Raw genomic sequence first — 15612 nt, 5'->3', positions numbered from 1 at the left:
GAAGCAATTTTAATGCAAAAAGCATTATAGTTAAGTATGGCAATGGCATTTATTAACTGTTTTCCAGGCGTCGTCTGGAAGGTTCGCAGATTCTTAACTTTTCCTTATTGTGAGAGAAAAAGAAATCTGGTTAAAGGTTTGTGAAAACACAAACTACGGTTAATGAAAATTTGAACCAATAGCCCATGATTAAAAAATTACTTTTTGCTTCAATTTGTACTTGTTTAGGATACGTTTCTTCCTCTTCCGCGCAACAAACACTCAAACTGGATAGCCTTCCGAAGATTCATAACAACATCTTTATCAATACCGATACTGTAGCGGTACCGGTTGTTTCTGAAAACCCATTAACTATGGGGCAGAACTTTATCTATAAGCTCAGGCTAGATTCTATCGCTAAAACAGTACCCCTTCCATACAACGAATACGTTCAGCAGTACATCGATATTTATGCCAAACGTAAAGATATGTTCGGTAAAATGATCGGCTTATCAAGCTATTACTTCCCGATTTTTGATAAGGCCTTAAAGGATTATAACATTCCGCAGGAAATAAAATATTTAACTATCGTCGAATCGCAGATGAATCCGCATGCTATTTCGAGAGTAGGGGCAACGGGTATCTGGCAGTTTATGTTTGGCACTGGTAAGGCCTATGGGCTAAAGATGGACAATTTTGTAGATGAACGCAAAGATCCGATCCAGGCCAGTTATGCTGCGGCAGCATATTTTAGAGATGCTTTTGAAGAGCTTGGTGATTGGCTGTTGGCCATTGCCGCATATAATTGCGGAAAGGGAAATGTGAACCGGGCTATCGATAAAGCGGGATCGAGGGATTTTTGGGTAATCAGACAGTTTTTGCCTAAGGAAACCAGAAATTACGTGCCCGCATTTATTGCCGCGGTATATGTGATGAACTATTCGCACAAGCATCAGATTATGGCGCAGGCATCGAGCATGTTCCTGAAAACCGATACCGTTCAAACCACTCGTTTTGTTTCGTTGTCCACGCTTGCAAAAGTGTTAAATGTTGATGAAGCAGCGATTATGGCCTTAAACCCATCGTATAAGAAAAAGATTGTAAATGGGACAGATGATGAGCCGAAGCGGATTGTAATGCCCAAATTGAGGGATGTTGATTATGCCGGTATTTACGACGTACTAAACAACCAGGAAGTGGATGTAAGCATGAAAGTGGTGGCCGCGAGTACTGATGATGTAAGAGATTTAAGAAAGAAAAAAACTAAAAGTATAGCTACATCGGCTGTGGTGTATTATAAAGTTACTTCAGGACAGAGTTTAACAACTGTTGCCGACAAATATGGTGTAGAGGTACAGGATTTAAGAGTTTGGAATGGTTTAAAAAGCAAAACCTTAGTGCCAGGACAAAGACTAAAGATCTATGCCAAAAACCGTACACCATTAAAAGCACCATCATCATTTTTAAGTTACAAAGTAAAAACGGGCGATACCTTATCGGAAATTGCGGAGAAATTTGACGGTGCAACTGTTCAAAGCATCAGAAGAGATAACCGTTTATCAAAAGCAGGTTTGCAGGTTGGGATGATCTTGAAAATTAGCAAGGGATAGTACTTTAAACTTGATTATAATATTTACTTATCGATCAGGCTTTTCTGAAATCTTATCATAACAACTGTTTACTCTATTTGACATTACCAGTAGCTTAACGTTGCGTCTTATTTAACTTTTTTGAACGGCTTTTTATTTTAAGCCTCATAAAAAGAATTGTACCTTTGCGACGTCACTAATAAGTTACTTAATGAGTAATACGAATAGAAAGCAAGATGCGTTGGATTACCACTCGCAAGGCCGTCCGGGAAAGATACAAGTAGTACCCACAAAACCCACAACATCGCAGAGGGATTTAACCCTGGCATACTCTCCGGGAGTTGCTGAGCCTTGTTTAAAAATAGCAAACAACAAAGATGATGTTTATAAATATACCGCAAAAGGTAATTTAGTTGCTGTAATCAGTAATGGAACAGCCGTTTTGGGGCTGGGCAACATCGGTCCTGAAGCAGGTAAACCGGTAATGGAAGGCAAAGGCCTTCTGTTTAAAATATTCTCCGACATCGATGTATTTGATTTGGAGCTGGATACTGAAAATGTAGATGATTTTGTAAAAATCGTTAAAGCTTTGGAGCCAACTTTCGGAGGAATCAATCTGGAAGATATTAAGGCACCGGAGTGTTTCGAGATTGAGCGCCGTTTAAAACAGGAAATGAATATTCCTGTAATGCACGATGATCAGCATGGAACAGCCATCATTTCTGGTGCAGCATTATTAAATGCCTGCGAAATTCAAAAAAAGAAAATAGATAAAATCCAGGTTGTGGTGAGTGGCGCAGGCGCTGCTGCGGTTTCCTGCTCTAAAATGTACCTGAGTTTAGGGGTTAAAAAAGAAAATTTGGTGATGTTCGATATCAATGGATTAATTGATATCCACCGGACTGATCTGGATGATATCCGCATGAGCTTTGCAACCACCAGAAAAGGTATTTCTAATATTGGAGAGGCAATGAAAGGGGCCGATGTTTTTATCGGACTTTCAGCAGCAAACGTCATTTCTCCGGATATGTTGGTGGGGATGGCTAAAAACCCAATTGTTTTCGCGATGGCGAATCCAAATCCTGAAATTGCCTATGAACTGGCAATCAAAACCCGTAAAGATCTGATCATGGCTACAGGCCGTTCTGATTATCCGAACCAGGTGAATAATGTACTGGGTTTTCCTTATATTTTCCGTGGAGCGCTTGATGTTCGGGCAACCAGTATCAATGAAGCCATGAAAATCGCTGCGGTTAGGGCAATTGCCGAACTTGCCAAAAAATCAGTTCCCGAAGCCGTTAACCTGGCCTACAATGCGCGTAATTTAAAATTCGGACGTGACTATATCATCCCAAAACCTGTTGATTTCAGGTTAATTACCGAAGTATCAACTGCCGTTGCTAAAGCTGCAATTGAAAGTGGCGTGGCCAGAAAAATTATTACCGATTGGGATGCCTACAATGAAGAATTAAGGAAACGTTTAGGTTTGGATGATGCCATCATGAGGGCGGTAACTACCAAAGCGAAGATGGACCCTAAACGCGTGGTATTCGCAGAGGCTGATAATTATAAAATTTTAAAAGCTGCTCAGATTGTAAAAGATGAGAATATCGCCATTCCCATTCTTTTAGGGAATAAAGAAAAGATACAAGCCATTATTGATGAGCATGCGCTGGAGCTTGTGGGAGTAGAGATCATCGATCAGATGCAAAATCCTGAAAAAACCCAACAATATGCAGAAGCACTTTTTAAAAAACGCCAACGCAAGGGCGTTTCTTCGATGCGCGATGCGACAAAATTATTGAGAGACCGTAACTATTACGGTGCTTCTATGGTTGAATTTGGCGAGGCCGATGCCATGATTTCAGGTTTGACCAAAAATTATGGCGCTACTATTAAACCTGCCCTGCAGGTAATCGGTGTAGAACCAGGCGTTAAGCGGGTTGCAGGTATGTACATGATGATGACCAAAAAAGGTCCTGTTTTCTTTGGCGATACCACTGTAAACGTAGACCCAACTGCTGAAGAGTTGGTAGATATCACGCTGTTGATTGATAAATCTGTTAAACAGTTTAACATCAAACCGCGCATTGCCTTGTTATCTTATTCAAATTTTGGATCTAACGATGGGATAACCCCAAACAAAGTAAGGGAAACAGTAAGGCTTCTTCATCAAAATCATCCTGAAATTGTGGTGGATGGAGAAATGCAGGGAAACTTTGCCATCAACAACGAACTGTTGCAGGATAATTTTCCATTTAGCACTTTGGCAGATGCCCCGGCCAACACTTTGGTGTTCCCAAATCTGGAGTCGGGAAACATTGCATACAAATTGTTACAAGAGCTTGGCGGTGCCGAAGCAGTTGGTCCAATCTTATTAGGACTGAATAAACCTGTTCATATTGTTCAATTAGGTAGTTCTGTACGTGAAATCGTTAATATGGTTACCATAGCTGTTGTAGATGTGCAGGCAAAAGAAGAAATTGCAACATCGAAACGAAAAGGTATATTTGGGAAAACAACTAAAAAGTAATATTACATGTACGCCTATATTGATGGTAGATTGACATTTAAAAACCCAGCCTATGTTGTGGTTGAAGCCGGAGGTATAGGCTATCATATAAACATTTCATTAAATACATACAGCGCTTTGGGCGATGCAGAAAGGTGTAAATTGTATACCTGGTTGCATGTAAAAGAAGATGCACATACGTTATACGGCTTCGCTGATGAAGGCGAACGCCGTTTATTTTTACATTTAATTTCGGTATCGGGTATCGGACCGAATACGGGCAGGATGATTTTATCCTCCATCACCCCCGTTGAGATTCAGACTGCAATTGTGAAGGCAGATTTGCCACTCATACAGCGGATTAAGGGCTTGGGTGCAAAAACCGCACAACGCCTGGTTTTAGAACTGCAGGATAAGTTAAAAAAAGAAGGTGCTGACTCATTAATTTCTATGCCTCAGCACAATACTGTTAAAGATGAAGCGTTATCAGCATTGGTAATGCTCGGATTCGCCAAACAAACCGCCGAAAAAACTATAGACCAGATATTAAAAGTGACAGAGGGAAGCCTATCGGTAGAGCAGTTAATTAAACAAGCTTTGAAAACTTTATAGATTTAACGCCTTTGAAGAGAATATCTACATTTCTGTTTCTCATTCCTCTTTTTTTAATTGCTTCTCAAACTGCTTATGCTCAAGTTGTTCCAAGCAAAACGGATACTATTATCCCGAAAAACAATTTTAGCTTACGGGAAAAAGAACGGTTAGGCCTTAGTCCGGCAATTCATCCATTTTATCCATCTCCCAGTAATTTAAAGCGTGTTGTAGAATACGATGCAAAAAACAGGCGTTATATTGTTAAAGAACTCATCGGCGAAAACTTCGTTCTTAATACCCAATACCTTACCATTGATGAGTACCAACGGCTGGTAAACAGTGAAATAAAAAGGAGTAACTGGCGAAGCATTTCTAATGCTGAGGTGAGCGACTATAGAAGCACCGGCATTATTCCGCAGATCCAGGTAAACAGCAGAGCTTTTGAAAAACTGTTTGGAGGCACAACGATTGATATTCAGCCACGCGGTGAGGCCGAGCTTACTTTTTTGGGAAGGGTGAATAAAAATGAAAACCCTCTTTTTAATGAAAGACAAAGGGTACAAACCAATTTCGATTTTAACCAGAGGATTCAGATGGACCTGGTTGGAAATATTGGTACCAAATTAAAAATTAAAAGTAATTACAACACAGAAGCACAGTTTGATTTTGAAAATCAAATCAAACTGGATTATACAGGCGGCGTAGATGATATTATTCAAAAAATAGAAGCCGGTAACGTAAGTCTGCCATTAAATACTTCTTTAATTACCGGAACACAGGCCCTTTTTGGTATTAAAACGCAACTAAAATTCGGGCGTTTAAACGTAACAAGTGTTTATACCCAACAAAAATCACAATCTAGAGAGATTAAAATTACCAATGGGGCACAGCAAAATACCACCACGGTAAATATCGATAACTACGAAGCCAATAAACACTATTTCCTGTCGCAATATTTTAGAAATAACTATAACAAAAACCTGGCTAACGCACCTATCATTACCTCTCCGATCCAGATTACCAAAATTGAAGTTTGGATTACTAATAAAGCAGGAAATACCACCGACTCCAGGGATGTATTGGGTTTGATGGATTTGGGTGAAAACGTTCCTTTTAACAATAATTTAATTACCGGAGGTACTTCTGGTCTGCCGGCAGGAACTACCGCCACCGGTTTCCCACAGCAATCTAACAACTTGATCTCGCAATTAAATGCTTATCAGGGTGGTGCTATCAGGCAGACAAATTCTAATGCCGTCCTTTCTTTTTTCCAAACAACGCCAGCTAACAGTAGCAATACCGATAATTTTGCTAAATTGGTTTATGCGAGGAAGTTAACAGATCGCGAATTTACTTTTCAGCCACAACTCGGTTATTTATCATTAAACAATCCGCTAAATGCCGATGAGGTTTTAGCAGTTGCTTACCGCTATACCTATAACGGTGTGGAATATCAGGTGGGCGAGTTTTCTACCGATGTTTCTTTTGATGCGGCTAATCCAAAAGTGCTTTATGCCAAATTATTAAAGAACGAAACCACGAAGATTCAGCTGCCAACATGGGACCTGATGATGAAAAATATTTACGCTATCGGCGGATATCAGATTAGCAGTCAGAATTTTAAACTGGATATTTACCGTATCGATAACGAAACAGGTGTAGACAATCCGGTCATGACCGAAGGTCAGAATACCGCTAATAAACAGTGGATTGCCCTAACTGAATTCGATCGTTTGAATCAGCAAAATGAGCGGAAGCCCGATGGGGTTTTCGATTTTGTATCTGCAAACAATGCTTTTGGATCTTATTCTACGGCAAGCAATGCCAACCAAGCCAGTATGTTCGGTGTAGGCAGCAATGGGCAGACCTCATTGGTTACCAATACCAATTCGGGATATATCACCATTGATCCGGCAAATGGGAGGATTATTTTTCCTGTGATTGAGCCATTTGGTAAAGATCTGGCTGCAAAGTTTTTGCCGAGCGAACAGGCATTGATCAATAAATATACTTTTACCGCGCTTTACGATTCAACACAAACCATCGCCAGGCAGCTGTTTCAAAACCAGAACAGGTATACCATCAAAGTAAACTACCAATCTGATATTTCTTCTGAATTCAGCTTAAATGCCATTAATGTTCCGGAAGGATCGGTAAAGGTTTTTGCAGGAACAATGCCGCTGACAGAAGGCGTAGATTTCACGGTCGATTATCAGGGTGGACGTGTAAGCATCATTAATCAGGCACTTTTGGTATCTGGACAACCGATTAGAATTACCACAGAAAACAGTGAAACCTTTGGTCTGCAACAGCGGTCGCTTTTCGGAACCCGTTTAGACTACCGTGTAAACAATAAACTAAACCTGGGGGGTACGATCATGAACCTGACCGAAAAACCCTTAACCCAAAAGGTAAACATCGGCGAGGAACCCATCTCGAATACCATTTGGGGAGCAGATATTAACTATAGTTCACCCTCACGGTTTTTAACAAAACTGGTTGATAAACTTCCTTTTATTTCAACTAAAGCGCCATCAAGTGTAACTTTTTACGGTGAATTTGCTCAACTAATTCCAGGTCACCCAAGGGCGTTGAATTTTGCAGGCAGTAAAAACGGGGTAAGTTATTTAGATGATTTCGAAGCATCAAGATCGGTAATCGATTTAAAGAGTGCCATTGCCTGGCAGCTGTCTGGTACTCCTCAGCTTTTCCCGGAATTTGATAAATCCAACGATTTATCCTATGGTTACCACCGGGCACGAATTGCATTTTATAACATCGATCCAACTTTTTATAATTCGGCGGCTTCTACCACTCCTGCCAATATCAGGGGCAACCGCGCAGAACTTTCCAATCACTATGTAAGAGAGGTAATTGAGCAGGAAGTTTTTCCTTTTAAGGAAACGGCAACCGGGCAGGCCTTAAATATTACCACTCTGGATGTGGCCTTTTACCCAACCGTTAGGGGACCTTATAATTTCCGTACCACTGATTTCAGACCAGATGGAAGTTTATTGCAACCCAGAAATAATTGGGGAGGTTTTCAGCGAAAGATCGAAACAAACGATTTTGAAGCTTTAAATGTTGGCTTTATCGAATTTTGGGTAATGGACCCATTTATTTATAAACCAAATTCGGCAGGTGGTGATATATATTTTAACCTGGGGAATATTTCGGAAGATATTCTTAAAGATGGAAGAAAATCGTTGGAAAATGGTTTGCCGGCAACAAACGATCCGGGCAAGTACGATGAAACTGTTTGGGGGCGCGTGCCGAAATTACAACCCGTTGTACAGGCTTTCGATAATAATGCCGATTCGCGCAGGGCACAGGATGTAGGTTTGGACGGATTATCAGATGCTGATGAAAAAGTAAAATTTGCTGCAGCAATCACTCAGATCAAATCGCAACTAAACGCAACAGCTTCAACTGCTCTTGATGCCGATCCATCATCAGATAATTATACTTATTTCAGGGGGCCGGCATTAGATCAGATTAATGCAGGTATTCTTAAACGCTATGAAAAATATAACGGAACTGAAGGAAACTCTAAAACTTCGCAGCAGTCGCAAGAAGAATTAGGACTGGAAAACTCCGCTTCGACTTCTTTACCTGATGGGGAAGACATCAACCGCGATAATAACATGACGCAAAGTGATGAGTATTTTCAGTATAAAGTTTCGATGCGCCCGGGAGATTTAAATGTTGGACAGAATTTTATTACCGATAAAGTAACGTCGCAGGTAAAACTGGCCAATGGAAACACACAGGCTGTTTCGTGGTATCAATTCAGGATTCCGATTAGCCAGTACCAGGATAGGGTAGGCGGTATCCAGGATTTTAAATCTATCCGTTTCTTTAGGATGTTTATGACTAATTTTGCCGATACTGCCGTAATGCGTTTCGCGAAGTTACAATTGATCCGCGGGGAATGGAGACCATATAATGCTTCGAATCTGGCTGCACAAGTAATCGTCGATCCATCTTTGCCCGCACTTACGCCTGATAATTCTACTATTGAAGTATCAACAGTAAACATCGAAGAAAATGGAAAACGTTCACCAATTCCGTATGTTACACCTCCTGGTATTCTTCGTGAGCGCGACTATAGCAACTATCGTGGCGATACGCGTTTAAATGAGCAATCACTATCCGTTACCGTAAAATCGTTAAGAGATGGCTATGGCAGAGCAGCTTTTAAAACAGCCTACAGCGATTTCAGATCTTATAAACATTTGGAAATGTTTATTCATGCCGAGGCTGTTAATAACCAAATTTTAAATGATAACGATGTTGCCGCATTCTTAAGAATCGGAACCGATAACCAGGATAATTATTATGAATATGTAATCCCGTTAAAGGTGACTAATCCGGGTACCAGCGATCCTGATGCTATTTGGCCAGAAGCCAACAGAATGGATATTGATCTGATGCTTTTCCAGAATGCCAAGCTGGCCCGTAACGTAGCCAAACAAGCTAACGGACAGCCATGGCCTACAAATGTTCCATTTACCTATACCGACGGAACAAAAACAATCATCGTTAAAGGGCAACCTGATATGAGTAAGGTTAGGGTATATATGGTGGGTGTTAAAAATCCGCTCCGTGCCACCAATGATGAACGTAATGATGATGGTCTTGATAAAAATGCGCTGGTTTGGTTTAACGAATTAAGATTAACTGAATTCGATGAAAGAGGTGGTTGGGCAGCTACGGGAAGATTGAATTTAAAATTAGCCGATTTTGCCGATGTCAATATTTCCGGAAGTAAATCAACCATCGGTTTTGGATCTATCGATTCGAAAGTGAGCGAGCGGAACCGTGCAGATAATGTATTGCTTGATGTTTCTTCTGCCATGGAGTTAGGTAAGTTTCTGCCACAAAAATCGGGGATGAAAATCCCGATGTTTGTGAGTTACTCTAAACAGGTTTCTACTCCGCAGTACAATCCAAGGACACCAGATATCGAACTCAAAAATGCTTTGGAGCAATCCACAAAAGAACAAAAAGATTCGATTTTAAATTTTGCACAGGATTATACTGTTAGAAGGGGGATAAACTTTACCAACGTAAGAAAAGAAAGGACCAATAACAGTAAACCTGCCCGCCTTTGGGATATTGAGAACTTTGCAGCAAGTTATGCTTATACCCAATATAACCATCGCGACTTTATTAACCAGAGCAGTATTCAGAATACCTATAGGGCATCGCTACAATACAGTTATGCTAAAGAAGCGAAAACAATAGCGCCGTTTGAAAAGATTATAAAATCGAACATGCTGGCTTTATTGAAGGATTTCAATTTCAGTATTTTTCCAAGTGCCATTAATTTCAGGATTGATGTAGACCGCTTGTATTCAGAAAATACCTTACGGAATAACGATCCGAATAATACCATCGGGCTTTACCAGAGTGGCTATGGCACCACCTTTAACAAAAACTTTACCATGAGCCGGATTTATGGTATCGCATGGAACCTTACCCGTTCGTTACAATTAGATTTTAATGCCACAAATTATTCGATCATCGATGAGCCGGATGGACGAATTGACGGCATGAAACGCGATACTGTCTGGCAAAACTTAAAACGCTTGGGACGTACAACCGATTATAACCACAATTTAAACGTTACCTATAATTTACCAATTGATAAAATACCAGGGCTAAACTGGGTTACCGTAAAAACCCGTTATGGTACCAACTTTAACTGGCAAACCGAACCGCTTTCTACCTTACTGGATCCAAATATTAATTTGGGTAATACCGTACAAAACAGCAGAACTGTACAGGTGAACCCAACGTTAAACCTTATTACATTGTACAACAAGTTTGGCTTTATCAGGAATGCTGGTAATGATCAGGACGGTGGCAAAGCGAAGAATTTTTTCATCAACATCTTAACCAGTTTAAAAAATGTTAATGCCAGTTTCGTACAAACTAAAGGTATTTTTCTCCCTGGTTATTTGCCAACCACGAAGTATTTCGGTATCGACAATGCAACAGGGGCACCAGGCTTAGGTTTTGCTTTTGGTAGTCAGCGGGATATTAGGGAAATGGCTTTGAATAATGGTTGGTTAACAACTGATACTTTACAGAACCAATTGTATGTAAATACCTTAAGAGAGGATTTTCAATTCACCGGTTTACTGGAGCCTTTTAAAGATCTACGGATTACCTTAAAGGCAAATAAAGCGCAAACAAGAAACTTTTCTACTAATTTCAGGTATGTGGCCAGCGTATCATCTTTTGAGAATCTGAGTGCAATTACTACGGGCGATTACAGCGTATCGTACATCGCTTTGGGTACTGCATTTAAAGAAAGCAACTCCACCATTATTTCAGGGTTATTTAATCAGTTTATGGCTAATAGGATTATTATTTCCAGAAGGCTGGGCGCTGAAAACCCAAATTCCGGAGGCATTAATGCGGGCTATGCAGATGGTTACGGTAAGGAGAGCCAGGATGTAATTATCTCTGCTTTTATGGCGGCTTATACGGGTAAAGATGCAGGTAAAACAAAAATGAATGCTTTCCCTAAAATACCGCTTCCAAACTGGAGCCTAACTTATAGCGGCTTAACACGTATTCCTTTTATTGCCGATAAATTTTCGTCTGTCGATATCCGTCATGGCTATCGTTCGGCCTATAATATTAATGGTTTTAACTCATTGTTGCGTTACCAGGAAACAAACGGTGCCGTTAGCAGCAGAGATGTAAATAATAACTTTTTACCGGAATACCAGTTTGCTCAGGTAACCATTTCAGAATATTTTTCTCCTTTGGTTGGCGTTGATACGAGGTTTAAAAATAACCTGACCGCTTCTTTTGAATTAAACCGTTCGAGGTTATTGGGCTTAAGTTTATCAAATAGTCAGCTGGCACAGTTATCAGAAAACAATATGGTTTTGGGATTGGGCTACCGTACCAATAAATTCCGTTTCCCTTTTGGATGGTTTAAAAGCCTGAAAATGGATAACAATATGGACTTTAAATTGGATGTGGCTATCCGTGATAATAAAACGGTGATTTACCGTGCCGATGTTACCGAAGCAGAAGTTTCTTCAGGTGCAAAAAACATTACGCTTCGGCCAAGTGTAGATTATGTTTTGAATCAGAAATTTAACATCAAATTGTTTTACGATTCGAACATTACCAAACCTTATACCTCACAAACTTTTAATACCTCATTCAGTAATTTCGGATTTAGTTTAAGGTTTACATTAAATTAGAAGATATAGTCCTGGTATTAAGAAGTGGTACAACCTGCATAAATGATCTGGTGTTGCACGTGAATTTTCTTTTAAAAATACCTGTTTTATGGATAGTCCTGAAATGATTGTTCGTGCTTTACGCTACCATTAACAGACTATAAAAAAAGGTCGTCATCTCGACCGGAGCAACGCGAAGTGGAGAGATCTATCAAACAAATTTTGCTTTACAGAGCCTTCTGGTTCTCAACTACATTACCGATGTAAAATCGATACAGGTATTCCGCCGCTCGAAAGGACGGTAACTCGGGGAATTTTTACACATAGATAAATTGCTGTCATTCATGTTGATTTTTATACAATAAATTACCCCTCAAGATGATAATCTATATTTATGAAACAGCCTCATGACCGGTTTTATTCTATGTTTTTTGCATGCCTTGTATTCAACCAGAATATAGTGCTCGTCAATAGGATAAAAGCAATAATAATAATAGGTTGTACGAACAGAAGGACTGTCCAAAATAAGGTGAAAAAAATAATTGCAATAATAATTAGCTTACTCATATTTGGTTTTCGGTTAGATATCTGTATGGTTAGATTTACATATATACGTAATTTTTGACATATTGGATTTTATTTTTATAAAAAAAATATTTTTTTTATAGAGTCGTATACATTTTGAAATGTGCTGTTTTATTGGTTAACAGATATTTTTATGATTATTGTAGCGTAATTATGTGTGTATGTATAAACAGGCAAGAATGCAGGAATCTAACCGTTAATTGGAAATCAGTTTTTTCCTGGTTTAAGTTCCGGTTATTTTTTTGTTAAGCAATCGGAGATTTTCTTTGAAAGAGAAGTTTTGACTTATTTGTTCGATTTGATATTTATTAATTTTTTCCATTGTGCGGTTCTTTGGTTTAACTGCAGTTCATTTTTCTCTAAATTTGCATGTATTTAATACTCAGATTATGAAAAAGCAATTCACAACAGACTGGATGTTAATTTCGTTATTAATTTGTGCTATAATTATGATTTTAATAGATATGGCCAGTCAGAACAGACGAGTCCAAAAAATTAATAACTCCTTTGGAGTTTCGTACAGCAGGTAATTTTAGAAGAGATTTCACAAATAGGACTGGATTTAATTTAAAATGTTGCCGGCCAATTCTATCCCCCCGGCAAATGCGTTTGCATATATGCCTGTCGGTTAATAATAAACCGTACTTTCTGCAGTATTGTGTTGCTTTAAGTTTTTTACTATGTTTGCAGTCTAACCAATTATTTCTTATGAGAGACCGTCCAACAGTGGACTGGGTATTGATTGCTTTGTTAATTATAGCACTAATGCTAATGATATTTGATTTTCATTACCAGAAAAAACGCACTCAAGATAGAAAGAAGTCGATAACAATAGCACATCAGAACTAGTGATTTACTACAGTTATGATGCTTATCCGTGTTGTATATTGCTCCGAAAAGTCAGACACCAGAGCGAATCCAAAACTCCTGACCGAAAATCAGTGTGGTAATCGCATAGTAAGCGGAAAATACGATAAGGCTGTTTAAAAATTAATTCGTATGTCAGTCTGAACGTAGTCGAAGACCATTTTAATGCATTAATAAAAGCAATCCATTGTGCTCAGCGTGAAAGCAAAATGCTATGTAATATTTGCTGTAAAAATTTAAACAGGTTCATAGCAAAAAGCGATAACATTTAAAAGTCACCAGGTCTATCTTCCTGAGTACACCACCGGGAAATACGATGCCATAATTAAGTTAAATGCTGGTAGATTGATGTCGATCTGCAATTGTTTTATCATTTTTCTCCTGATCTTCTTGTTACTTCTTCTGGATGATAGAATTTCTTGTATCAAGTTCTGATTTTGCTTCGGATTCTACAATATTAAATTCTAATAATCGGATTGACTGAAAAAATGAACAAAGCGAACAACCATTTTATAAAACATTTCGTATGTATCAATTTGTTATCTACTAACTAACCAAATATTATGAGCAACTTTAATATAATCGGATCAATATTTACACTATTACTTATTATCTCATTACTGGTGTGGATAATTACGATGGAATGAAAACGTTATGTTACGGCATAAAGATTTTGATATAGGCACTGTCTTTAAAGTACTGAAGGTTTTTAGAACATCATATTATTAGTGGAATAGAATTGAGTTTTTTGAGGCAGTTACACGAAGATTCAAGTACTGTCTGATCTCACCATAACTTTTCTAGCGAATATCATGGGTTCTTTGCCAGGAAAAAATCAATCATTGGTGTATTGAGTGGAATAGGTATCTTAAAGTTGACCGAAGCATAGACAATCCGGCATATTAGCCTTTGTCGAATTCCTTCATGTAATTCACTGCTTCAGCTAACATAGGCATAAAATTCATGCCTTTTGCTTATCAGGAATTCTTTAACAGCTTTATATCTCACCTTAACGCAATCGCTGCTAGTGCAATTAACATACGTCACTATACATGCGCACAGTACTGACACCATTAATATTTTTAAGTTAATTCGCCTGGCATTGCGATATGTAAAACTTAATTGTATTTTTGAAGGGCAAACGAAATGAATAATTAAATGTTTGCAACTATGCGTGCAAGCCTGATAGAGCAACGAACTTAAATAACTTATTTTCAAAAATATATAAATAATGAATTTTCCATCAGAATTAAAGTACACTAAAGACCACGAGTGGGTTAGAGTTGAAGGTAATGAAGCTTATATCGGCGTAACTGATTTTGCACAACGCGAATTGGGCGATATCGTTTATGTTGATATTAACACTGTAGGTAGCGAGGTAGCTAAAGAAGAAGTTTTTGGTACGGTAGAAGCTGTTAAAACGGTATCTGATTTATATATGCCAGTTACAGGGACAGTATTGGAACTTAATGCTGAATTAAACGACAACCCGGAATTGGTTAACTCTGATCCATACGGACAGGGATGGATGGTAAAAGTATCTTTAGCTGATTTAGCTGAAGTAGAGGGTTTATTAACAGCAGAAGCTTATCAGGAACTTGTAGGTGCCTAATTCTAATATTTTGTACAAAACACTAAAACAGCAAAAATGGGCCATTCTTTGGACAGTTGTTGTTTTGGTGTTTTGTAATATGCACATTTCCGATTCTGTTGGAAAAAGCGGCTTTTTCTTCGAAGGCTTTGATAAAATGACCCATCTGGGATTTTTCTTTGTTTTATCTGTATTACTTTTCTATGGTAAAATAAAATACCAGCATACCTATGCTTTCAGAACCTTAACCATTTTTAAGGTTTTACTTGTCTGTGCTATTATCGGTGGCGGAATTGAACTATTACAATGGAAAGTTTTTACCTATCGTTCTGCAGAATGGTGGGATTTTGGCTGTGATATGTTAGGCGCATCAATGGCAGTTTTTAGTTATGTATTGCTCCATAAATTGAATTTCAATGAGAAGAAAGGTTAGCATCATCTGTTTAATCGCAGCCCTATATTTAAGCGGCTGCAGTATTTTTAAAAAGAACTGTAATTGCCCAAAAGTATATTACAAAAGCTATCCTTCTCAGCAAAAATAATCCTCTTACTGATCATCTTCCTGTTTGATCTGACTACCTTCCTCAGGCTGTATTTAAAATGTTACCAAGCTTTTAACACACCTTAACAAACCTTTCTGCTTTTCTACAGTCTGATAGCTTAGTTTTATATTATAATATCTAATTT

General features: G+C 38.6%; 6 protein-coding genes. All 6 read left to right on the top strand.

Annotated features, from left to right (window positions below; all coding sequences use genetic code 11):
• The first annotated feature begins 185 nt into the window (after positions 1-185).
• Positions 186-1589, top strand: coding sequence for a lytic transglycosylase domain-containing protein (locus FFJ24_RS19430; protein ID WP_138818827.1), 1404 nt, complete (start codon positions 186-188; stop codon positions 1587-1589).
• A 190-nt stretch (positions 1590-1779) separates the two neighbouring features.
• Positions 1780-4101 carry an NADP-dependent malic enzyme gene (locus FFJ24_RS19425; RefSeq protein WP_138818826.1) on the top strand — a complete coding sequence of 774 codons (2322 nt, stop codon included), beginning with the start codon at positions 1780-1782 and terminating at the stop codon, positions 4099-4101.
• Positions 4102-4107: 6 nt separating this feature from the next.
• Positions 4108-4692 (top strand): Holliday junction branch migration protein RuvA, encoded by a 585-nt coding sequence (gene ruvA / locus FFJ24_RS19420; RefSeq protein WP_138818825.1) that lies wholly within the window; start codon positions 4108-4110, stop codon positions 4690-4692.
• Between the two features lie 11 nt (positions 4693-4703).
• Positions 4704-11903, top strand: coding sequence for a cell surface protein SprA (gene sprA / locus FFJ24_RS19415; RefSeq protein WP_138818824.1), 7200 nt, complete (start codon positions 4704-4706; stop codon positions 11901-11903).
• Between the two features lie 2662 nt (positions 11904-14565).
• Complete coding sequence (gene gcvH, locus FFJ24_RS19410; RefSeq protein ID WP_138818823.1) at positions 14566-14946, top strand: glycine cleavage system protein GcvH; 381 nt, start codon at positions 14566-14568, stop codon at positions 14944-14946.
• Positions 14947-14956: 10 nt separating this feature from the next.
• Positions 14957-15358, top strand: coding sequence for a VanZ family protein (locus FFJ24_RS19405; protein ID WP_138818822.1), 402 nt, complete (start codon positions 14957-14959; stop codon positions 15356-15358).
• Positions 15359-15612 lie beyond the last annotated feature (254 nt).

The organism is Pedobacter sp. KBS0701, from assembly GCF_005938645.2.
Classification (GTDB): Bacteria; Bacteroidota; Bacteroidia; order Sphingobacteriales; family Sphingobacteriaceae; genus Pedobacter.
The sequence above is the reverse complement of the archived record's forward strand: the minus strand, read 5'-3'. Positions and strand labels throughout refer to the sequence as shown.